12 protein-coding genes and 1 tRNA gene are annotated in these 22,230 nt (G+C 61.5%); 9 read left to right on the top strand and 4 right to left on the bottom strand.

Going from position 1 to position 22,230, the window contains the following annotated elements; translation table 11 throughout:
- The first annotated feature begins 14 nt into the window (after window positions 1-14).
- Window positions 15-4,127 (top strand): PKD domain-containing protein, encoded by a 4,113-nt coding sequence (locus AC11W3_RS16130; protein WP_484093347.1) that lies wholly within the window; start codon window positions 15-17, stop codon window positions 4,125-4,127.
- 110 nt (window positions 4,128-4,237) lie between these two features.
- On the opposite strand, the gene AC11W3_RS16125 is transcribed toward AC11W3_RS16130, so the two are convergent.
- Window positions 4,238-5,215: a GW dipeptide domain-containing protein gene (locus AC11W3_RS16125; RefSeq protein ID WP_484088645.1), complete on the bottom strand. Its 978-nt coding sequence runs from the start codon at window positions 5,213-5,215 to the stop codon at window positions 4,238-4,240.
- A 120-nt stretch (window positions 5,216-5,335) separates the two neighbouring features.
- Entirely contained in the window at window positions 5,336-7,012 is a 1,677-nt protein-coding gene (locus AC11W3_RS16120) for an OmpA family protein (protein ID WP_484093346.1), read from the bottom strand.
- A gap of 465 nt (window positions 7,013-7,477) precedes the next feature.
- On the opposite strand from AC11W3_RS16120, the gene AC11W3_RS16115 reads away from it, so the two are divergent.
- Together AC11W3_RS16115 and AC11W3_RS16110 are read left to right on the top strand one after the other, a co-directional pair.
- Window positions 7,478-8,155: a cytochrome c3 family protein gene (locus AC11W3_RS16115; protein ID WP_484088647.1), complete on the top strand. Its 678-nt coding sequence runs from the start codon at window positions 7,478-7,480 to the stop codon at window positions 8,153-8,155.
- Between the two features lie 128 nt (window positions 8,156-8,283).
- Window positions 8,284-8,360, top strand: a tRNA-Arg gene (locus tag AC11W3_RS16110).
- 121 nt (window positions 8,361-8,481) lie between these two features.
- On the opposite strand, the gene cmoB is transcribed toward AC11W3_RS16110, so the two are convergent.
- Both cmoB and cmoA read right to left on the bottom strand, forming a co-directional pair.
- Window positions 8,482-9,453: a tRNA 5-methoxyuridine(34)/uridine 5-oxyacetic acid(34) synthase CmoB gene (cmoB, locus tag AC11W3_RS16105; RefSeq protein ID WP_484088648.1), complete on the bottom strand. Its 972-nt coding sequence runs from the start codon at window positions 9,451-9,453 to the stop codon at window positions 8,482-8,484.
- Window positions 9,450-10,184, bottom strand: coding sequence for a carboxy-S-adenosyl-L-methionine synthase CmoA (gene cmoA / locus AC11W3_RS16100; protein ID WP_484088649.1), 735 nt, complete (start codon window positions 10,182-10,184; stop codon window positions 9,450-9,452). The genes cmoB and cmoA overlap by 4 nt, the downstream gene beginning before the upstream one ends.
- A 441-nt stretch (window positions 10,185-10,625) precedes the next feature.
- Here cmoA and AC11W3_RS16095 point away from each other — a divergent pair, with 441 nt between their 5' ends.
- The 6 genes from AC11W3_RS16095 (at window position 10,626) to AC11W3_RS16070 (ending at window position 22,205) form a co-directional block, all read left to right on the top strand.
- Window positions 10,626-14,345: a S8 family serine peptidase gene (locus tag AC11W3_RS16095; RefSeq protein WP_484093345.1), complete on the top strand. Its 3,720-nt coding sequence runs from the start codon at window positions 10,626-10,628 to the stop codon at window positions 14,343-14,345.
- A gap of 504 nt (window positions 14,346-14,849) precedes the next feature.
- Window positions 14,850-15,005, top strand: a complete 156-nt coding sequence (locus AC11W3_RS16090) for a hypothetical protein (protein WP_484088651.1) — start codon at window positions 14,850-14,852, stop codon at window positions 15,003-15,005.
- Window positions 15,006-15,131: 126 nt separating this feature from the next.
- Window positions 15,132-16,115: a sigma-70 family RNA polymerase sigma factor gene (locus AC11W3_RS16085; RefSeq protein WP_484088652.1), complete on the top strand. Its 984-nt coding sequence runs from the start codon at window positions 15,132-15,134 to the stop codon at window positions 16,113-16,115.
- A 136-nt stretch (window positions 16,116-16,251) separates the two neighbouring features.
- Complete coding sequence (locus tag AC11W3_RS16080; RefSeq protein WP_484088653.1) at window positions 16,252-19,470, top strand: PAS domain S-box protein; 3,219 nt, start codon at window positions 16,252-16,254, stop codon at window positions 19,468-19,470.
- Between the two features lies 1 nt (window position 19,471).
- A complete protein-coding gene (locus AC11W3_RS16075) occupies window positions 19,472-20,719 on the top strand; it encodes a sensor histidine kinase (RefSeq protein ID WP_484088654.1) in 1,248 nt (415 codons plus the stop codon).
- A gap of 67 nt (window positions 20,720-20,786) precedes the next feature.
- A complete protein-coding gene (locus AC11W3_RS16070; protein WP_484088655.1) occupies window positions 20,787-22,205 on the top strand; it encodes a sigma-54-dependent transcriptional regulator in 1,419 nt (472 codons plus the stop codon).
- Window positions 22,206-22,230 lie beyond the last annotated feature (25 nt).

The raw sequence follows: 22,230 nt of genomic DNA, 5'->3' as shown, positions 1-22,230 counted from the left end.
AAAAGGAGGAAGACATGTCTTCGAAAGCGTTCAAGCTGCTTGTGCTGATTCTCATGCTGATGGCGCCGGCTCTCGCCCACGCGACCTGGTATGTATCGGCGTCCACCTCACCGTCATCGGGTGCCGGTACCGTCTCTCCACCGGGAACCTCTTCGTACGCCGACACCGTCGCTTCCGCGAACTTCACCGTGACCCCTGCCGGCGGCTACAATGTCAGCTCCGTTCGTGTCAGCGGCGTCATCATCCCCAAAAATGCCGGCGGCACCTACACGGTAAACAAGAAAACAGGGACCCAGTATCTGGTCGCTTACTTCACCGCCGCCACCTACAGCGTCACCTCGACGATCTCGGGGGCGGGAGCCATCGTGCCGGCCTTCAGCTCGCCGGCCCCCAGTGCACTGCAGTACGGCAAGGATTACACCTTCAATATCAATCCGAACAGCGGCTACATGGTCGTTGATGTCAAGGTCGACGGCCAATCAGTGGGAGCGGTTTCAAGCTACACCTTCCGGGCCATCAACGCCAATCATACCCTGTGGGCGTCCTTCGCGGTGGCCCCGAAGGTAACCGCCGTCGCCCTGCCCGCGACTTCGCAGACCACAGGACTCGGGAGCGACTACGGCGTCCAGCTTGACGCCTCGCAGAGCACCACTGCCATCGGTACTCTTTCCTACGACTGGTCCCTTACCTCGACCAACCCTCCCGGATTGACAGGGGGCTTCACCGATTCCACCGCCGTCAAGCCCACCTTCTACGCCAACCAGACCGGCGAATACAGCATCACCCTTACCGTAAGCGACGGGCTTGGGCACAGCAACTCCGCCAACGTCGTTGTGACCGCGGTCACCAGGCAGGTCTACCAATCACAGTCCTGCACCTGTTGCCACGTGGACCGGAGTCCGGCTTACGTCACCGGGTACCTTTCCTCCAAGCACGCGTCGACTCCGGTCGTCCCTGTTTCCTGCCAGAGCTGCCACGACCCCGAGTTCTACTCGCACTTCACCATCCAGCGCCCCGTGAATTCCTGCGCTGAATGCCATGTCACCTATAATCCCGAAATCCTGGCCCAGTACAACGCCTCCGCCCATGCAAGCGCTGTGAGCTGCGTTGACTGCCACACTTCCCATGCCGTTGGCGTGACCTTCACCGGAACATTCTGCCAGCGCTGCCACAGCACCACCTTCTCCCCGAACGCGGTGCACAACGCCCTGGAAACGACCCTTGCCGGCGCATGCCGGAGCTGTCACACCGCCCATCTCTTCGATTCGACCGCCTCGCGCCAGCATTTCAACGGCTACACCTCCTACGCCAACGTCAACTATGCGGCCGCCTACGTCACCACCCGCACGGCCTGCGCCGATTGCCACAAGGGGGGCGCGCCCGGAACGACCGACGATGCGGCAATCGATCAATACCGCCAGGATTGGGGAGGGTCTGGCCACGGCAATACCGCTTCCCCGGCCTGGAAGAACTCCAGCCGTCACGACTGGAAGGCAGCCGGGACCCCCGGCAGCACCGCGCCCACCAACTCCGTCAGTTCCGACTGCGTCAGATGCCACAGCGCCGCCGGCTTCATCCAGTTCCTTGGGGGAGGGAAGCTCGACCCTATGGGGACTACCTCCGATCACTCTTCCGAGCCGCTGGCCTGCAGCGCCTGTCATAACGCCGATTTCAGCGTCCGTAGCCCGGCCAATGTGAGCGCCTACTACAACTACAGCTCGTCGACGACCGGGAAACTGATAGTCAGTCGCAGCTATCCAGACCTGAAGAAATCGAACATCTGCCTCAACTGCCACAGCGGCCGCCTGAGCGGAGCGACCATCGCCGCCATCGCCGCCAGCACCGCCCACAAGGCGTACTCGAGCAGCTTCTGGCACAACACCCCCTACCTCGACGGTCATTACCTCAGCGCCGGCGGCCAGCTTCTCGGCGCCACCGGATACCATTACCCCGGTCAGTCCTACGGCAACTACGCCATCGACCACTCGAGCGCCATGGTCGCGGCAGGCTCCGGCCCCTGCGTCGGATGCCACATGCAGCGGGGGACCCACAGCTACACCGCCGCCGTCGGGGCGGTCTGCGGCGAGTGCCACAAGGACGGCGGGATGACCTCGCAGCTTGTTGCGGAACGGCGGGCCCAGTTTAGCGCGACCCTCAAGGCGTTGCAGGTTGCGCTGACCAATAAGGGCTTCGCGCCGGTCCTCGATGCCCAAGGCAAGCCAGTCTACCCGTACTTCACCAGCACGGACTGGGGCGGGACTAAAACCGGAGCGGGGAACATGGGAGCGGCTTTCAACTTCAGCCTCCTCTCGCACGACCAGGGAGCCTATGTCCACAACCCGGCCTACACGAAGCGGCTGTTGAGGGACTCGATAGACTGGCTTGTGAACGGATCGGTGGACCGCGGTGTCGACCTGCAGCCGACCATAGCGGCGCTGCTGAGCGAGCCTGCGGAGCGCGGCGATGCCGGCACGTTCCTGGCGGGATCCGCCCACGCCTCGTCGTCATGCAGCGTCTGCCACAGCACGGACAAGGAGGGTGACAGCACCATCGTCTCCATTTACAACAACAGCAAGCACGGCAAAAAGGCGAACGGGGCGTCCTGCGCCGATTGCCACGCCCCCGCGGCCCAGGTCGCGCACCCGTCAGCACAGATGCTGAAGGCCGGTACCCAGATGAGCGCCAACTGCCTGCAGTGCCACAACCTGCACAGCTGGCAGAGCAAGGGGCTGTGCACCCGCTGCCACACCCGTCATGATCCCAAGCCGGTGTCGATGGGCTATCCCCACTTCTCCACCTTCACCACCGCCCAGTACGTCACCGCCAATGTGAACTGCGACAACTGCCACACCACCCTGGACGAGAACCAGGTTGCCAGCTTCGAGGTCTATTCGGCCAACGCGCAGTGGGCAAGGACCGGAAAGGGGAACGCCCGCTCCGCTTCCTATGTGACCGAGGACTTCAAGCTCTTCGGTACCGCGACCCCGGCCACGGAAAATGCCATCGGGAAAGACTGCGTGAAATGTCACACCACCACCGGGTTCATCAACTACGTGAAGTCCGGCTTCAGCGACTTAAGGCCCCTGCCGCAGGGTGAACAGCCTGATCGGACCCGTGAGATGATCGCCTGCTCCGCCTGCCATGACCCGACCCCCTTCCGTTCGTACGACTATTACGACTGGGAGAGTGACAGCATCGTTCGGGCCTACAAGAGGCGGGATGTGCCGCTGGTCAGGTTCTTCTACAACTACAGCGCGCCCGGCGTGGCAAAGATCAAGTATCAACCCGACGCCCTGTCGAACGTCGGGTCGTCCAACGGTTGCCTCGTCTGCCACAGCGGAACCATGGCCGGATTGACCCTGAAGAGGCTGCCCCTGGCCTTCCTGAACAACACGCCCTTCATCGATCCGCACGGCAAGGCGGCCGCCGGTGTCCTATTCCAGACCACGGGCTACACCTACACCCATGCCTCCAGGACCTACGATCCACCCCCGTATGCCACCCATCGGGGCATCGGCACCAGTGTCCAGGGACCCTGTGTCGGCTGCCACATGTCGACCGCCAGGCCCCATCTCTTCACGCCGGTCTCCAGCGCAGGAGGGGCCATCGCCAAGATCACGGCCTTTGACGAACTCTGCTGGGGCTGCCATCTGACCAGCAAGGCCGTCATCATCAACCCGACCATCATGAACGAGAGGAGGGAGATGTTTGCCTCGTCGCTCAAGGCTCTGGCCGCGGCTCTGGCCACCAAAGAGATCTACTTCAACCCGTCACGTTCGCCTTATTACTTCTCGGAGAAGGTAAAGGCCCAGCAGGGGCCGGGTAACCAGTACACGAATTGGGGCGCCATCTATCAGGCAGCCACCGGCGTGTTCCCTTCGGACCTGATGGGGGCGGCTTTCAACCTGAGGCTTTTGTGGGGAGATCCGGGTGCCTATGCGCACAACGACTACTACGGGAGGAGGCTGATCTACGACTCCATCGACTACCTCGACAACACGCTGCAGGACGACTCAGTGTATGTGACCATCCAGAACCTGCCGGTAGACGATGACTTCACCTCCGACGACAAGGACAGGGCCCTCACCTATATCGGGGTCCGTCCCGTGCCACCGCCTATGCCGTAGCTGACAAAAAAAGAGCCCCGCTTCGAAGGAAGCGGGGCTCTTTCATTGTGACCTCAGGCATCAACGCGTTGCGGCGGCACGAAACGCCGCGTTGGCAACCGCGGCAACTCTTACTTCGCGGCTCTCCCGTTGCTGAAGATGATCTTGTCGAAGGTGCGGTTGAGGCTTTTGCTGGTGAAGTTCGGCATCACGGCGCCAGGCTGGAAGGAGATCTCCTCACCGACGCTGACCTTGGTGGTGGGGACGGCGACCCACACCTTCTGCCCGTCCTTCTCGATGGCGACATAGGTGTAGCCGGCGGCATCCATGGTCTCGGCGACCTTGCCGGAGATGTTCTGGAACTGCAGAGCGCTGGCAGTTGCGGGGGCAGCGGCCGCGGCGGCAGGAGCAGCAGCGGAGGCGGCCTGGTCAGCAGCCTTCATGGGGGGATGACCTTCCGGCAGGGCCTCTTTCGGGGCTTCGGCACCTGGCTTCCCTTTGATACCAGCGGAGAAGTGGATATTGTCGAAGCTGCGCTTCAAGGTGGCGCTGGAGAACTTGCCCATATCTATGCCCGGGATGAGCTGGATCTCGTCACCGACCTTGACCTGGGCAGTCGGTATCGCCGACCAAGCCTTCTTGCCGCCCTTTTCCAGAAGGATGTAGGTGTACCCGCCGGAGTTCATGGTCTCAAGAACCTTTCCCTCCAGGATTGCTACCGTCGAGTCGGCCACGGCGCTGTGGGCTGCGGTTGCCTTGGCAGAGGCGTCCTGCACGACGCCGGAAGAGAAGATGATCTTGTCGAAGGTGCGGTTCAGCGCCTTGCTGGAGAAGTTCTGCATTTCCCCGCCCGGCTGAAGGGATAACTGCTGCCCTACGCTCACCTTCATGACCGGTGCCGCGGCCCAGGTCTTCTTGCCGTCTTTCTCCAGGCAGATGTAGGTGTAGCCACCGCCATCCATGGTCTCAACCACCTTTCCCGAAAGCGCGGAGATGGCCGGTGTGGCCTCCTCGCCTTTGGTCGCGTTGCCAACGGTGGTGCATCCCTGAGTGGTAGCCAGCACTGCCAAGGTAAATCCAGTGAGAAGCAGCTTCGTATTTCTCTTCATTCTGAACTCCTGTCTCCGTGATTTTTCCCGATTACATCGGATTTTATTAATCTAGTTTCGGGCCGCAACCGTTATACAGCATTTCCTCGCGCCAGGGAAGAGATAAACCGCGGGCGCAGGCTATTTGCCCTTACGTGGGGTGGAGCCCTTTCCCTGGGCGATGGTGACGATGGTCACAGCGCGGCGGTTTTTCTGCTTTCCTACCCGCGTCTTGTTCTCCGCCACCGGTTGCTTCGGCCCGTGTGCGCCGGTGGAAATGCGGGAGGCGGAGGCACCGAACTTGACGAGGAACTCCTTCACACTCTCAGCGCGACGCTTGGACAGCCTGATGTTGTGAAGATCATTGCCGGTGCTGTCGGTGTGGCCGTCGATATGGGTCAGCATCACCGGCGTGTTCTTGGTCAGCAGGGCGATTTCCTTGAGGAGCTTGTAGTACTTCGCCTTGATGGTCCAGCTGTCGGTATCGAACTCGATGATTATAGTCTTGACCACCTTAGGCGCGGGCTGCTTCTCCTTGGCCTTGGTCGATTCCGGCGCCGGGGTGGTGACCTCTGCAGGAGGTATCTGTACCAGCGCAAGGATTTCCGGGAGATCCTCTCCTGGTATTTCTGAACCCTCCGGAGCGGCCGGCGGCTCGGAGAGTTCCGGGATCGTTTCAGCCTGGGGTGCTGCCGTAGTCGGCGGCACGGTGACCACCGGAGGCGTAACGATGACGGGCGCGGGGGCCGGGGCGGAAACCTCCGGAGCCAGAGCTGCCGGAGCCGGTGCTGTCTCAGCGGGCGCTGCCGGAGCCGCCGGAGCCGGAGCCGGTGCTGCCGGAGCCGGTGCTGCCGGAGCCGATGCTGCCGGAGCCGATGCTGCCGGAGCCGATGCTGCCGGAGCCGGAGCTGCCGGAGCCGGAGCTGCCTGAACCGGTGCTGCCTGAGTCGGTGCCTGATCCGGAGCTGTCGCAGCCGGAGCGGAAACCTCGGGAGCCGGAACCTCGGTCGTCGTGGCTGACGGAGGCATGTTGACGAGCGGCCCCATGGTCGGCGTGGTCTCGGGAACGTAGACCTTGAAGGGCGAGACGGGCGGCGTGATGCCCAGCGCTGAGGAGCTCCCCAGTCCCAGTTTCTGCATCAGTGCCTGGTCGACCACCACCGGCGGAGCCTTCTTCTTGGCGATCTCTTCCAGCGGCCTGACTGCCGAGGTCCGGATTGTCGGCGGCGGGGCCACCTTCTTCTTGTGCTCCTTCCCGAAGAGGTAACTGATACCCACGCTGAGCTCGAAATTGTTCCTGGTGTTGATTTTGTTGTAGACGACCAGGTGACGGAGGTCGGCCCGCAGCGCCAGCCATTCTTCCAGGAAGTACTTTATTCCTGCTCCGTAGTTGAACAGGAAGTCTCCGCTGGTACTGTCGCCGCGCTTGATCTGCATGCCGCCGAGGCCGAGAGCGATGTTAGGGACGATCTTCTTGTTCGGCGTGAAGGGGAAGAGGGCATCGAGGCGGTATAGATACCCGTCAGCCTTGCCGGCTCCCTTGGTGGAAGTGGTGCTGAAGTAATTGGCGCTTACCTCGACTCCTATGCTGTCGGCGATGGTCTTGCCGACTATGTCGTAGCTGAGTTTGAGGCCATAGAGTGCGGAGGGGTTGAGGTACTCTGAGCCGCCGAAAACGTAGGCGCCCACGGAGGGGGTGAGAGAAATGGTACCCGGGGGTTCGGAGGCACCTTTCCCTTTGGCGACGGCTGCGGATGCGGGGGAAGAGCAGAGAGCCGATACTATGGTCGCTATGAGAGCAAAGTTATTTCTCGCCACAATTCTTCCCCAGGTGATAGGTAGTCGGCCCAATATATACTATGCTTCGCATGACTTCAACTCCAAAGTATAAGATTTTATGACATTTTCCCGGCTTCCGCCTGTCGGCCACGACTCTCCGCCACCACGATGGCGGCGGCGGAACTCCTCCGGTCAGCCCACTTCTCGTCATCAGATCTATCCCCTGCATGGCAGCTGCCTTTCTTTGGACCGGTTAATCTCAGCTCTTGATTTTTCTCGCCGGTGACGGCGTTGCTGCTGCCGGATCCATCGCGACCCGAACAATAGGTCGCTGTTAGCTGTTCAGTATCTGAACATCGACTAAATGAAATTGACCTTCGAAATTGTCACGCCATGCCGGAATTATTCCTTATAAAACGAACCGATACGCCCCGTTTCTGACATCATGGCCGACTGGTATCCCATTTGTAGTGGTTGAGAGCAACAACCAACGGGAGGTCAGCCATGATCAAAGACAGGATAAAAGCAGCGGCACGCCCGATACTATCTTGCCTGGTCGGAGTCGCGGTAAGCTGTTCGGCTCAGATGACGCTTGCCGGCTACATCGGCGCTCCCGCTACCATGCAGAGCACCCGAAACTGCACCTACTCGATGCAGTTGCAGAACTCGGTGAGCGCCAGGAGGGAATACCTGGTGAAGCTCTCTGCCGCCCAGGGGGAAGGATCTGCGGCGGGCGGCGAGGTCGACAACATGTACGGCAACATCACCCAGGCCTCTTATCGACCGGAAAGCAAAAGTGATGAGGAGGAATCTTCGGTCAACATGTGGGGGTTCGAGGTCAAGGAAGAAAAGATCACTGCTGGGATTGATCAGTTCTCCTCCGCCTGCCTGGCGTGCCATGATGGAGTTGAAGCCATTGCGGTAGCCGCCGACGTGAGGAACGATCCTCACCGCAAGCACAACGGGGTCAGCGGTCCCGATCACCCGATCGGCATGGACTACGCCCGCTATGCCGGCGGCGGCAGGAATTTCAAGCAGGTCTGGAATGACAGCGGGAAGATGGTCTTCATAAACGGCAAGGTGGGGTGCCTGACCTGCCATGACCCGCTAAGTAGCGAAAGGGGACGCTTGGTGATGAGCGACAGAAACAGCGCTCTCTGTCTGACCTGCCACAATAAGTAAAGCAACCTGAAGCAAAAAAGGCCAGGGCCGCTCCCCTAAGTTCGGGAAAGCGGCCCTGGCCACTTCATTTCCTCTCATTACACCCTTTTCAAAAACTAATTTATGATGTAGGGTCTCTAGAAGATCACGCGCCCGTAGCTCAGCTGGATAGAGTACCTGGCTTCGAACCAGGGTGTCGGGAGTTCGAATCTCTCCGGGCGCGCCAATAAAAACAAAGGCTTACGGTTTTTGACCGTAGGCCTTTTTCGTCCTTGCCGTAATAATCGCCGTAATGAATTTCCCCCCTATCCCGACCGAAACCATCCCTTCTGGCTGCTGCTCATTGTCTAAGGCCTCGTCGCTGTAAAGATCGCCCGCAGCGGTGCCGGGTGCCCTTCAATCGTCTTCTCCGCATCATCCGGATCAAGAAAATCCGCCAGCGACTCAAAGTGCATCCACTCCGTCGAGCGCTGTTCCTCGCGGCTGGTACGGTTGGTGTCGACGCAGGCAATCTCCGTGAACCCGCAGCGCTCAAGCCACAAGGTCATCGCCGCAATCGACGGGAGGAACCAGACATTGCGCATCTTGGCGTAACGTCCTTGCGGCATGAAGATCGTCTCCTGATCCCCTTCGACAATCAGCGTCTCCAGGATCAATTCTCCCCCCGGGCGCAGGCAGCCCTTGAGCTCGAAAAGATGGTCGAGGGGGGAACGACGATGGTAGAGGACGCCCATGGAGAAGACGCTGTCGAAGCAGGCGAGATTAGGGGGGACATCCTCGATGCCGATGGGGATGACATGATGCTGCGGATCGCATAGGTAGCGTTGCATCACCTGGAACTGCAGCACCGAAACCAGGAAGGGCTCGATGCCGAGGACGAAGTCGGCGCCGGCGCCGCGCATGCGCCAGCCGTGATAGCCGTTGCCGCAGCCGACATCGAGGACTCTGCGTCCGGCCAGCGGCTGAATGTGCGGCAGAAGGCGCTCCCACTTCCAGTCGGACCGCCACTCGGTATCGATCTCGATGCCGAAGAAATTGTAGGGGCCTTTGCGCCAGGGGTGAAAGGCCTGGAGTCGGGCTATCAGCTCTTCGCGGTTGACTTGACCGAGATCGGCGCTAGAGCCGATGGTGACGTTGTCTTGCAGCGCAATTCGGGACGGGCGTATCTCCGGCAGCGACTGCAGAGCGCTCAGCATGCCTGCCATCTTGCCGTGACTTTCGAGGGCCAGTCTCTCCGGCAGGGTCGCTTGCAGCTGCTCTGACCAGCGCTCCTGGCCCATGGCCGCGAGTTGCGGATAGAGGGAATCGTAGAAGTTCATTTAATCGCTACCAGAGAGGCAAAGTTGAAGCACTGGAACCAAAGATCAGAGGAAGAGAATCCTGCAGCCTGCAGCCGCTCTTGATGACAGGGGAGGGTCTCGGGGATCATCACCTTCTCCAGCGCTGACCGCTTCTGGCTGATCTCGAGATCGCTGTAGCCGTTGGCCCGTTTGAAGTCGTGATGCAGTTCTTGATGAAAGTGCTGCCGCCCCGGCTCGCTAAAAGCGATCTTCTCGGAGAGGATGAGGATGCCGCCCGGTTTGAGCCCCGCATAGATCCGCTGAATCAGCGCCAGACGCTGCGCCGGGGGGATGAACTGCAGGGTGAAGTTGAGGACGACGACCGAGGCGTTCTCAATGGTGACCTCCTGGAGATCGGCGCAGATCATCGTCACCGGAACGGTCGGCACAGAATCGCGAGCCAAGAGCTCACGGCCGCGCTCGATCATCGCCGGGGAGTTATCGACAGCAATAATGTCACAGTCCGGCTGATTGATCCGCTGGCGCATGGCGAGGCTAACCGCCCCGAGGGAACAGCCGAGGTCATAGCAGTGGCTCCCGGCCTGGGCGTATTTCGCGGCGAGGATGCCGATATTGGATATGATCATCCCGTAGCCGGGGACCGAGCGTTGTATCATGTCGGGAAAGACAGCGACGACCCGTTCATCGAATTGAAAATCGATCATTTCCTGCAGGGGCGCGGCATAGATGGCATCGTTTTTTTTTATCACGGTCTTCTGGTCCTTTTTAAACTGGCTGTTCGTAAAAAAGAAAGTAGAAGATAGCGGATTTGCTGCGGAACATCAACCCCTTGAGGATACTTCGGGGATAATCCGGATAAATAAGAGAGCTTTTCGTTAGAAGGACGCAGCAGCAAGTGGAATGATTTTTCATCAAGGCCCATGCAAAACAATCGGTCTTGGTTTCTTGCAGAAGGAGGGGAATCTTTCTGCCGCGGGGGCGTTGCGTCCCAGGTAGAGCAGGTGTATATATTTACTGTCATAGATTAAGTATTTTTAAATATATCTCTCGGTGTTGATGATGCCGTGACAGTTGGAGGCTGAAGCGTTGTCTGTCGCTGAACTCCGTCAGTCACGCTCTTACGATGCTGTGGCATTGTCACCCTCAGGGAAGCGGACGCTAGAAGCCAAATCAATACCTGGAGGGGTCCCATGAAGCAGGCAGCTGCAGCACTCTCTTTGTTGATTGCGCTTTTTTTCTGCTCTAAAGAAGTACTTGCCGTAGTGACCGAGAAGAATTCCACCGCGACAGGAGCGAGCAATGCAATCGAGACGGCGGACGATGACGGTCCACGCAAGAAGCACCCCGGCCGGATGCCGTACAAGGCCGACGAGATCCTGGTGAAGTTCAAGCCGGATGTGTCGGAGAAGAATAAGGACGACTTGCACAATAAGGCTCATGGTAAAAAGCTCAAGGAGTTCAGGTCACTGCGGCTGCATCACGTGAAGCTTGAAAAAGGGATCAGCGCCGAGGAGGCGATCGAGCTCTACCAGGCCGATCCCGACGTCGAATATGCCGAGCCTGATTTCCTGTACTCGCCGCACGCGGTTCCCAACGACCCGAGCTACAGCCAGTTGTGGGGGATGGCCAAGATCAACGCCCCGGCGGCCTGGGATTCCACCACCGGGAACTCCTCCGTGGTGGTGGCGGTGATCGACAGCGGCGCCGACTACAACCATCCCGACCTCGCCGCCAACATCTGGCTGAACCCCGGCGAGATCGCCGGCAACGGACTCGACGACGACGGCAACGGCTATGTCGATGATATACACGGGATCAGCCCCCTGGACGGGACCACCAACGTCCTCGACCCCCTCGGGCACGGCTCACATGTGGCCGGGACCATCGGCGCGGTGGGAAATAACGCGCTCGGCGTCACCGGCGTCAACTGGAACGTGAAGATCCTCCCCTGCAAGATCGGCAGCACCTCCAACAACTACTCGAGCAGCGCGGCCATAGCCTGTCTGCAATACGTGAAGGCTCTCAAGGCCACCGGGGTCAATATCGTCGCCACCAACAACAGTTGGGGCGGTCCCGGTTTCTCGCAATCGCTCTACGACGCCATCAACGCCCAGCAGGATATCCTCTTCATCGCCTCCGCCGGCAACGACTCGAAGAGCAACGACACCATCCCCGACTACCCGTCCGCCTACAAGCTCCCCAACGTCGTCTCCGTCGCAGCCACCGGCTCCGGTGACCTCAGGGCCTCCTTCTCGAACTACGGCAGGAAGAGCGTCCAGGTGGCAGCGCCTGGGGAGACTATCCTGAGCACCACCCCCGGCGGCAACTACGAAAACTACAGCGGCACCTCGATGGCGGCCCCGCACGTGGCCGGCCTGGCCGCGCTGATCAAGTCCGGGAACCTTTCGAGGACTGCGGGACAGATCAAGAACCTCATACTCTCCGCCGGCGATCCCGCCATGGCCGGCGTAACCCTTTCGGGAAAAAGGATCAATGCCTACCGCTCGCTCAACTGCACTGACAGCCCGCTGCTGGCTCCCATCGATTATCCTTCGGTACCGGTGGTGGGGACGGCCGCGACGGTTTCTGCTCTCAGCGTAAACTGCGCCAACCCGGTCGCCCCCGTCACCATGACCACCCTCGGAGGACAGACGGTGACGCTCCACGACGACGGCGTCGCCCCCGACACCTTTGCCGGGGACGGCATCTACAGCGGTAGCTGGACGCCGTCGCTGGCCTCGGAAAAGCTGACCTTCACCTCTCCGGCCGGGACCGTGGTGGTCCCCTGTCCGACCATCGTGATCACCACCAACTATCTCCACGAAGCCAACACCCATGTTCCGTACAGCGACGTCCTCAAGGCCGAAGGTGGCAAGCCCCCCTATACCTGGACTATCACCGGCGGATTCCCTCCGGGACTGACGCTGAATCCCGAGACCGGCGAAATATCGGGTGGGGTGACTTCCGCCGGAAGCTATGCGATGACGGCGACGGCAACCGATACCCTGGACCAGAAGGCATCGATCAACCTCACCATGAGGGCCTCGACCGACTCAGTCATCGAGCTGTGGGGGAGGGTGCTGGATTACGGCAAGAGTGAGACAACCGGCGGTGTGATCCTGGACGGTTCCCAGAATTTGTATGTCGCAGGCGACTCTTCTTATGACATCTCCGGTGGGCTTTTGACACTGAAGTACGACAGTGCAGGGAACCTTCTGTTGAAACAGCCTTTCATCGGACATGGCTATTACAGTGCCAATGACATAGCACAGGCTAACGATCAGAGCATATACATAGCCGGCTACTACTTCGACATGAGCTACAACAAATGCCTCCTTATGAAATACAATCCCTCGGGAGCGCTTGCCTGGTATCGGGTCTACACCGGCGCCTCTTGCAACGGCGTGACGGCTGACAGCGCTAACAACGCGATCTTCGTAGGCTATGGCAACAACGCCGGCAATTCGGACGCTTCGATGTGGAAGGTGGACCCGAACGGTAACGTGCTCTGGAACAAGTTTTACGACCGGGGGGGGAGTGAGAACCTGTACAAGGTGGTGGTCGACGGCAGCGGGAACATCTATGCCGCCGGGACTCTCACCAGCACTACCGACAGCAACGTGGTCGATGGACTGATCCTGAAGTTCGACTCCTCCGGGAACACCCTTTGGTCAAATATCTACGATACCCCCGGCCGCAGGGAGTATTTCAACAGTGTTGCCCTGGACCCCGCCGGCAGCCCCGTCGTCATTGGCACCACCTACCAGAGCTATTGGGTCCGGGACTTCCTGCTGGGCAAGTACGACCCTGCCGGGAATCTCCTCTGGCTCAAGAACAATAATCCCACAGGGTTGACCCGTTCCGGTGGCTCGGCCCTTGCCGTCGATAGGGACGGTTACATTTTCGCCACCGGGACCGCACGCCCCGGTTCCTACTATGGCGCGGCCACCGTCAAGTACACCCCCTCAGGCGATGTCATCTGGTCCAAGGTCACCCAAAACGGGACCGGGGCCGGCGGCGCCGGCATTGCGGTCGACGGCGTCGGGAACGTCTACGTCGGTGGATTTACCTCCAACGCCACGAGCGACATCTTCACCCTCAAGTACTTCGACCCGCCGTTGATCATCACTTCCGCGCTCCCGACAGCATACACCGGTGAGCCCTACAGCCAGTCCCTGACCGGCACCGGCGGCAGGGCACCCTATAGCTGGACCCTGACCTCCGGGGCGCTCCCCTCCGGACTCACCCTCGGCTCCTCCGGCCTCGTCTCCGGGACCGCGACCACCACCTGTACCTCGACCTTCACCGTGCAGTTCACCGATGCGGATGGCAACATCGCCTCCAAGGTCGTCACCCTGGCGGTCACCGTTCCGCCCCTGGTCCTCCTCACCGACGATTTCCTCCCGGGAATCACCGGAGCGTCCTACAGCCAGACAGTCACGGCCAAAGGGGGGGTACCTGCCTACACTTGGAGCCTGCTCTCCGGTATCCTGCCGGGTGGCCTCGCTCTTGCCGGCTCGACCGGCGTCATCAGCGGCACACCCAACCGTTCCGGCGTCTACTCGTTCACCGCGAGGGTGACCGACACCCAGGCGAAGACCGCCGATAAGCCGCTCTCGATTACCGTCTCCGACACCGCGTGCAGCAGCGATCCCGTCCGGATCTCCGGCGCCGTTCCGACCTTCTATCCCGACTTCCTTTCCGCCTATCTGTCCGCCGTCGACCAGGACCTGATCCAGTTCCAGGCTCTCGACTTCAGCAGCGAGTTCTACCTGGACAGGAACATCAGGGTGAAACTTCAGGGCGGCCACGACTGCGGCTTCACTTCAGCCCCCGGCTCCACCGGCGTGCTCGGGAAGCTGCGGGTGAAAAACGGGACCGCGAGCATAGACAGGCTCGTCTTCAGGTAATGATTCACGACACACCCCTCGACAGGCCCCCGCGGGAATGACGGGGGGGTGCTCCTCTCCCTCCCGGGAGGGAGAGGGAGCAGTCATTCTTTTCAGCCACTCGTGCTGACCCTGTCCCCCCGCGTTAAGCGCCTCGGCAAGTCCCTCTACGTCCCCCCCTTTTGCGAAGGGGGGACAGGGGGGATTTGCCTTTGCACCTGCCTTTATCCTTGTGAGCCCATACGATCCCTGCTCCAAATTAGACAGTACCGCACCAAAATCATCCCCTGCGAAAAAATCACCATTCAGCTCTTTCCTCGTAATTTCGACAACTTTCCAGCAGATGGAAGAAATGACTGTCGCATTTTTTGCACCCCTCCGCTTTCATTCTGAGGTCCCTTTCATTTGTTAATTCATCGATAAAACAGGTCCTTCCGCGATGGCTGCAGCGCTGGCACGGTTCCTGCCTTATGGTCTCCCATTACTCCTCATCTTCCCTAATCCCTGCTGGACGGAGGTAGACCAATGAGATGTCCAAAATGCAAAGGCAAAATGTTCGCCGACAAATACTACGACTTCGTGCGGTCGTTCCAGGCCTGGAAGTGCATCTGCTGCGGCGAGATGATCGATCCCACCATCCTGGCCAACAGAATGAGAAAATTCTCCCACCCTGTCTGCTAAAGGTGACATCGTCTGGCCCCCGCGCCGCTCCCGATCTTGGCTGCGACTTTCCGGGACGAGAGCTCCCGGGGGAGCCAGGCGATGAGGTCCCATCCCAAAACTGGTGGAAGGCTATAGGAGCTGACGATGGATTGTCACGAGATTTTGGACGAGCACGACTCCTTCTTCCTGGATGACGTGACCGAGGTGGAGCAGCTGGAGATGGCCGAGGTCGAGGAGCCGGTGGAGCAGGCCGAGGTCGAGGTCGAGGAGGAAGAGAAGTCGGCGGTCCACGAGCACTCCGACGACGCGATCAAGCTTTACCTGCGCGAGATCCAGAAAACCAAGCTCCTGACCGCCGAAAAGGAGCGGGAGCTTGCGGCCAGGATCGACCTCGGCGACAAGGCGGCGCGGGACCGGATGATCGTCTCGAACCTGCGGCTGGTGGTGAAGATAGCCAAGCGCTACATGAACCGGGGCCTCCCCTTTCTCGACCTGATCGAGGAGGGGAACCTGGGGCTGATCAAGGCGGTGGAGCGCTTCAAGCTTTCCAAGGAGTGCCGCTTCTCCACCTACGCCACCTGGTGGATCAGGCAGTCGATCGAGCGGGCCCTCGTGAACCAGTCGCGGGTGATCAGGCTGCCGGTGCACGTCTCCGACGACATCAACCGGATGCTGCGGGTGAGCCGCGAACTGCTCCACAGGATGAATCGCGAGCCGACGGTTAAGGAGCTTTCCGATGCCCTCGAGGTCGATGTCGCCCAGGTGCGCAGGCTGATGGTGCTCCTCAAGAAGACCTTCTCCATCGAACGCCAGCTGGGGGAGGGTAACGACTATTCCCTCATGGATACCATCGAGGACACCTCGGCTGTTTCTCCCGCCACCCACCTCGAGGACCTCAACCGCTACGAGCTGGTCTCCCAGGGCTTTGACATCCTCACCGAGACGGAAAAGAAGGTCCTGACCCTGCGCTTCGGCCTCCACGACGGCGAGCCCCAGACCCTGGACATCATCGGGCGCAGCTTCGGCGTCACCCGGGAGAGGATCCGCCAGATCGAGTCCAAGGCCCTTGAGAAGCTGAGAATGCAGATTGACGCGCCGGAAACGGCGCGGCAGCAGCGGGCGGTTTGAGCAGGGGCCGAGCACGTAAGACGGGGCGGCATGACCATCTGCCAGGATTGAGCCGGCTTCATGTGTTTCCACTTTTCCTGCCGGGGTTAATGTGATACTCAATGGACTCCAGCTATCTCATATCGCGGGAAAAACCATGAACGATGAACAAGAAGGCCCAGACGGCCTGATGCTCACTCCGGCGGAAGAGTTGCGGAGCACCCGGGCCGAGCTGGAGGCTGTCAAACGGGAACTCGATGCTTCCCGATCCGCGCTTCTTTCGACCAACCAGGAGCTGAAGTCTGCCCAGGAGCAGTGGGAGCAGACCTTCGACAGCGTCCCCGACCTGATCGCCATCCTCGACGACCGGCACCGCATAGTCCGGGCCAACCGGGCCATGACGGAGCGGCTGGGGCTCTCCCCGGAGGAGTGCCAGGACCGCTTCTGCTACCACTGCGTCCATGGGAGCGACTCCCCCCCAGACTCCTGCCCTCACGTGCGCACCATGCAGGATGGCGGCTTACACGCCGCGGAGATCCACGATCAGCACCTGGACGGCGACTTCCTGGTCACCACCTCCCCGGTTCTGGACCGGAGCGGGCGGAGGATCGGCTCGGTCCACGTGGCGCGCGATATCAGCGAGCGCAGGAGGGCCGAGGAGTCCCTCAGGAAGAGCAAGGAGCAGGTGGAAAAGCACCTGGCGCAGCTGCAGGCTATCCTCGACCATCTCAACGACGGCGTGGTGATCGCCGACCCGCAGGGGAACCTTCTGCACTGGAACCCCGCAGCCCTCGCCATGAACGGTTTTGGCGACCTCGACCAGGTCCGGCGCTCACTGCAGGAGTTCGACGTCCTGTTCGAGCTTTCGACCGGGGACGGAATACTGGCGCTGGAACAGTGGCCGATGGCTCGGATCCTGCGGGGCGAGACCCTGCGGGATTACGAGGTGAAGGTGCGCAGCCGGCTGGAGGGCTGGCAGCGTGTCTTCAGCTACGGCGGGACCCTGGTCCGCGACCGGGCCGGGGAGCCCCTTTGGGCGGTCCTCTCGGTCACCGACATCACCCAGAGAAACCGTGCCGAGGAGTCGCTCAGGCAGAGCGAGGCCCAGTTCCGGACCCTGGCCGACGCCATTCCGCAGCTCTGCTGGATCGCCGAGGCCGACGGAGCCTTGAGCTGGTACAACCGGCGCTGGTACCAGTACACCGGCACCACGGCGGAGGATATGGAGGGCTGGGGCTGGCAGTCGGTGCATGATCCCCAGGTCCTTCCCGCCGTCCTCGACCGCTGGCATGCCTCACTTTCCACCGGCACCCCCTTCGACATGACCTTCCCGCTGCGCGGCGCAGACGGGGCCTTCCGTCCCTTCCTCACCAGGGTGCTCCCGGTGCTCGACGAAAACGGACAGGTGGTGCGCTGGTTCGGCACCAACACCGATATCGCGGAAAGGAGCAAGATCGAGCAGGCCCTGCACCGCAGCAACCTGCGGCTCAACCTTTTGGCCGAGATTGCCGGCGAGCTCCTGGCCAACGAATCGCCGCAGGGAGTGGTGAACTCGATCTGCCGCAGGGTGATGGAGTTTCTGGAGTGCCAGGCCTTCTTAAACTTCCTGGTGGACGAGGAGCAGCACCGCCTGCGCCTCAACGCCTGCGCCGGGATCGATGAAGAGGAGGCGACGCGCATCGAGTGGCTGGACTACGGCGAGTCAGTCTGCGGTTGCGCGGCTCGGGACGCCTGCCGGATGGTGGCCCAGGAGGTCCAGCATTCCTCCGACGCCGCGACGGCCATGGCCAGGTCCCACGGCATCGAGGCCTATGCCTGCCATCCCCTGATCGCACAGGGGCGGGTGCTGGGCACCCTATCTTTCGGCACCCGCACCAGGACCCGCTTCACCGACGAGGAGCTGGCGCTGATGAACGGCGTGGCCGACATGGTCGCCATCGCCCTGGACAAGAAGATGGCGGAGGCGGCCCTCAGGCGGGCCCACGACGAACTGGAGCAGAGGGTGCGGGAGCGGACCGAGGAGCTGGCCACCACGGTGGAAACGCTCCTTGGCGAGATTTCCGAGCGCGAACGGGCCGAAGCCGCCCTGCGCCGCCTCAACCGCCTCCACACCGTGCTGAGCGAAACGGACCAGGCCATCGTCAGGGCCGTGGACCCGGAATCGCTTTTCCGCGACTTCTGCCGCATCGCGGTGGAAGAGGGGGGCTTCCTGCTGGCCTGGGTGGGCCTGCTGGACCAGGAGGGCGGTGAGGTCCGGGTGCAGGCGGCAAGCGGCCTGACCGCCTACCTCGAGGAGACCAGGATCTCGGCCCACGACGAAGAACCGGAGGGGTTGGGTCCTACCGGCATTTCGCTGCGCGAAGGGACCTATCACATTTGCAACGACTTCCAGCATGACGCCTGTACCAGCTGCTGGCACGAGACGGGGAGGAGCTATGGGATCCGTGCCTCCGCCTCGATTGCCCTCAAGGAGGAGGAGCGGGTCATCGGCGCCCTCACCCTCTACGCCGGCGAAAGGGATTTCTTCGACCGCCAGCATGTGGCGCTGCTGCGGCAGATGGGGGCCGATATCTCCTTCGCCCTCGACAACCTGGCGCGGGAGGCACGCCGCCGGCAGGCCGAGCAGGCGCTGCAGCAGGAGACCCTCGAGCGGCTGCAGGCGGTCGAGGCCCTGCGCGAGAAGGAGCATCTGCTGATCCAGCAGAGCCGCCAGGCGGCGATGGGGGAGATGATCGGCAACATCGCCCACCAGTGGAGACAGCCCCTGAACGCGGTCGGCCTCATGATCCAGGAGCTGTCGCTGCGCTACGAGTACGGCGACTTCAGCAGGGAATACCTCTCCGGCACGGTCGACGGCGTGATGCGGCTGGTCCAGCACATGTCCCAGACCATCGACGACTTCAGGAACTTCTTCCGCCCCGAAAAGGAGAAGATGGAGTTCCGGGCCCGCAAGGTGATAGACAAGGTCGTCTCGATGGTCGGGGCGAGCCTTGCCGCACAGAGGATCAGGTTGGAGCTCTCGGCCGCGGCCGATCCCCTGATCGACGGCTATCCCAACGAATACTCGCAGGTGATCCTCAACATTCTTCTCAACGCGCGCGACGCACTGGGCGACCGGCAGGTAAAGGAGCCGCTGATCGAGATCAGGCTCTTCGAGGAGGACGGCCGGGCGGTGGTCACCATAGGGGATAACGCGGGGGGGATCCCGGCTGCCATCCAGGACCGGATCTTCGATCCCTACTTCACCACCAAGGGGCCCGACAAGGGGACCGGGATCGGCCTGTACATGTCCAAGGTCATCATCGAGAAAAACATGAACGGCAGGCTGACGGCCTGCAACAACGAGAAGGGCGCACTCTTCACCATAGAGGTCTGAGATGATGCAGGGAGGCAACAGGAGCGACAGCTCCTTTCACGAGGCGGGGGGCGGGAACCCGGGGATGGAGAGGACGGGATTGCGGCTGGTCGCGGAGAGCGGCACGGTCAAGAGCGAGGAGATCTTCACTCTTCTTTATGTGGAAGACGACGAGATGACCAGGAAGACGGTCTGCCGCATGCTCGACAGGCGCTTTCCTGGGCTCTCCATAGAGAGCGCCGCCGACGGTGCTGCCGGACTAGACCTCTACACCAAGCTTCGGCCGGACCTGGTGATCACCGACATCAACCTCCCCCTGATGAACGGGATTGAGATGACCAGGCGGATCATGGAGCACGACGGCAGCGCCCGGATCATCGTCACCAGCGCCCACTCCGACCAGGACTACCTCATGGAATCGATCGAGATCGGCGTCAGCCGCTATCTCATGAAGCCCATCGACAGCGGGAGACTCTTCGCCGCCGTGGACGAGTCCCTGCAGGGGGTGAGGCTGGAGAGGGAGCGGGAGAGATGCGCGCGGGAGATCGAGCTTTTGAACCAGAGCCTGGAGGCGCGGGCCCGGGAACTGGAGATGGCCAACCGTGAACTCGAGGCCTACGGCTACACGGTTTCCCACGACCTGCGCAACCCGCTCACCAAGATCAGCGGCTACTGCCAGGTCGTCATGGAACTCTACCGGGAAAAGCTGGACCCGCGGTGCAGCGAGTTCATCGAGATCATCAACCGGGAAACGGAGTCCATGACCAACCTGGTCAACACGCTCCTCGACTTTTCCCGTTTCGGCCGCACCGAGCCCGGCCGCGGCCCCGCCGACCTCAGCAAGATGGCGTCGTCCATGGCGGCGGAGCTGAGCCTGCGGGAGCCTGCTCGACAGGTGAAGTTCGAGATAGCGCGGGAGATATCGGCGGACGGAGACCCGGAGCTGTTGAAGGTGGTCCTGGAGAACCTCCTTTCCAATGCCTGGAAATATACCGGCAATAATTCCGAGGCCTTGATAGAATTTGGGGTTGACGGGGACGGCAGGGACGGTGCATATTTCGTCCGGGACAACGGCGCGGGTTTCGACATGGCTGAGGCCCACCTCCTTTTCAATCCCTTCCAGCGGCTGGATAATGCGACCGGGTACAGCGGTCTCGGCATCGGCCTTGCGACGGTGCGGCGCATAGTGGAGCGGCACGGCGGGATGGTATGGGCGGAGGGCGAGCCGGGAAAAGGAGCGACTTTCCGCTTCACCATCCCCCGGAGTTGACCATGGGGCTGGCGGGCAAGCCTCTCCTCCGCCGGCCCCGCGGGAAATCGACGGAAGGAGCGAGAGGGTGATACGCGAAAACAAGCACCTGCAACGTATACTGCTGGTCGACGACGAAGCGCAGATCCTGGCCAGTTGCAAAGGCTGCCTCAACGCAAGCGGATACCAGGATGTCCTGACCGAAAGCGATAGCCTCAAGGTGATGGACCTCCTGGCGAGCGAGGAAGTGGCCGTCATCGTGCTGGACCTGCGCATGCCCCACCCGACCGGCCTCGAACTCCTCCCCCAGATCATCTCCCGCCACCCGCAGATTCCCGTGATACTGGCCACCGCCAATAACGATGTCGAGCTGGTCGTCAACTGCATCAAGGAAGGGGCCTTCGATTACCTGGTCAAGCCGATCGAGGTGAAGCGACTGGTGACCGCGGTGAAGAAGGCGCTGGAGATGCGCTCCCTTTCCAGCGAACTCTCCGTCCTCAAGCACTACCTCTTCACCGACCGGCTGGACCACCCCGAGGCCTTCCAGAGCATCGTGACCGGCAACAAGGGGATGCGCGCCATCTTCCAGTACCTGGAGGTGATCGCCGGGACCAGGCAGCCGGTGACGATCACCGGCGAGACGGGGACCGGGAAGGAACTGGTGGCCCGCGCCATCCACAACATGAGCGGCTGCACCGGGGAATATGTCGCGCTCAACGTGGCCGGGCTCGACGACAACATGTTCTCCGACACCCTCTTCGGCCACCGCAAGGGAGCCTTCACCGGCGCCGACCAGCCCCGCGACGGCCTCATCACCCGGGCGGCGGGAGGGACCCTCTTTCTGGACGAGATCGGCGACCTGAACGAGATGTCGCAGATCAAGCTGCTGCGGCTGTTGCAGGAGCAGGAGTATTACCCGGCCGGCTCCGACTTCATCAAGAAGAGCGACGCCCGCATCGTGCTGGCCACCAACCGCGACCTTCTCCAGCGCATCAAGGAAGGGAAGTTCAGAAACGACCTCTACTACCGTCTCTGCGGCCACCGGGTCCATCTGCCCCCGCTCAGGGAGCGGCTGGACGACATCCCGCTGCTGCTCGATCACTTCCTGGGCATCGCCGCCGACAGGCTCAACAAGAGGAAACCGACACCCCCGCCTGAACTCGCCGTGCTCCTCGCCCTGTATCACTATCCCGGAAACGTGAGGGAACTGGAGGCCCTGGTCTTCGACGCCGTGCTCAGGCACAAGGGCGGGGTCCTTTCCATGGAGACCTTCCGGGCCGTCATCGGCGACGAGCGTCCGGCACTCGGCATTTCCGCAGCCGACGCCATGAAGGGAGACAATCCCCTCTGCGCCATTTTCGGCCACTTCCCGACCGTGGACGAGATCGAGGAGTATATGATCAGCGAGGCCATGAAGCTCTCCAGAGGGAACCAGGGGCTGGCCGCCAGCATCCTCGGCATGGGCCGCCAGACCCTCAACAAGCGGCTGAAGGTGCAGGGGGGGTGATTTTTGGCAAGGCTCCGATTCCACT

It is taken from the genome of Geomonas sp. (assembly GCF_056994735.1).
Note: the sequence above shows the minus strand (reverse complement) of the source record. Positions and strands in the feature narration are given on the sequence as shown.

Bases quoted from the DNA above. Each gene is read 5' to 3' on its own strand.
- AC11W3_RS16115 (WP_484088647.1), top strand. From the start codon at position 7,478: ATGATCAAAGACAGGATAAAAGCAGCGGCACGCCCGATACTATCTTGC.
- AC11W3_RS16080 (WP_484088653.1), top strand. From the start codon at position 16,252: ATGAACGATGAACAAGAAGGCCCAGACGGCCTGATGCTCACTCCGGCG.
- AC11W3_RS16095 (WP_484093345.1), top strand. From the start codon at position 10,626: ATGAAGCAGGCAGCTGCAGCACTCTCTTTGTTGATTGCGCTTTTTTTC.
- AC11W3_RS16125 (WP_484088645.1), bottom strand. From the start codon at position 5,215: ATGAAGAGAAATACGAAGCTGCTTCTCACTGGATTTACCTTGGCAGTG.
- AC11W3_RS16085 (WP_484088652.1), top strand. From the start codon at position 15,132: ATGGATTGTCACGAGATTTTGGACGAGCACGACTCCTTCTTCCTGGAT.
- cmoB (WP_484088648.1), bottom strand. From the start codon at position 9,453: ATGAACTTCTACGATTCCCTCTATCCGCAACTCGCGGCCATGGGCCAG.
- AC11W3_RS16130 (WP_484093347.1), top strand. From the start codon at position 15: ATGTCTTCGAAAGCGTTCAAGCTGCTTGTGCTGATTCTCATGCTGATG.
- AC11W3_RS16075 (WP_484088654.1), top strand. From the start codon at position 19,472: ATGATGCAGGGAGGCAACAGGAGCGACAGCTCCTTTCACGAGGCGGGG.
- AC11W3_RS16090 (WP_484088651.1), top strand. From the start codon at position 14,850: ATGAGATGTCCAAAATGCAAAGGCAAAATGTTCGCCGACAAATACTAC.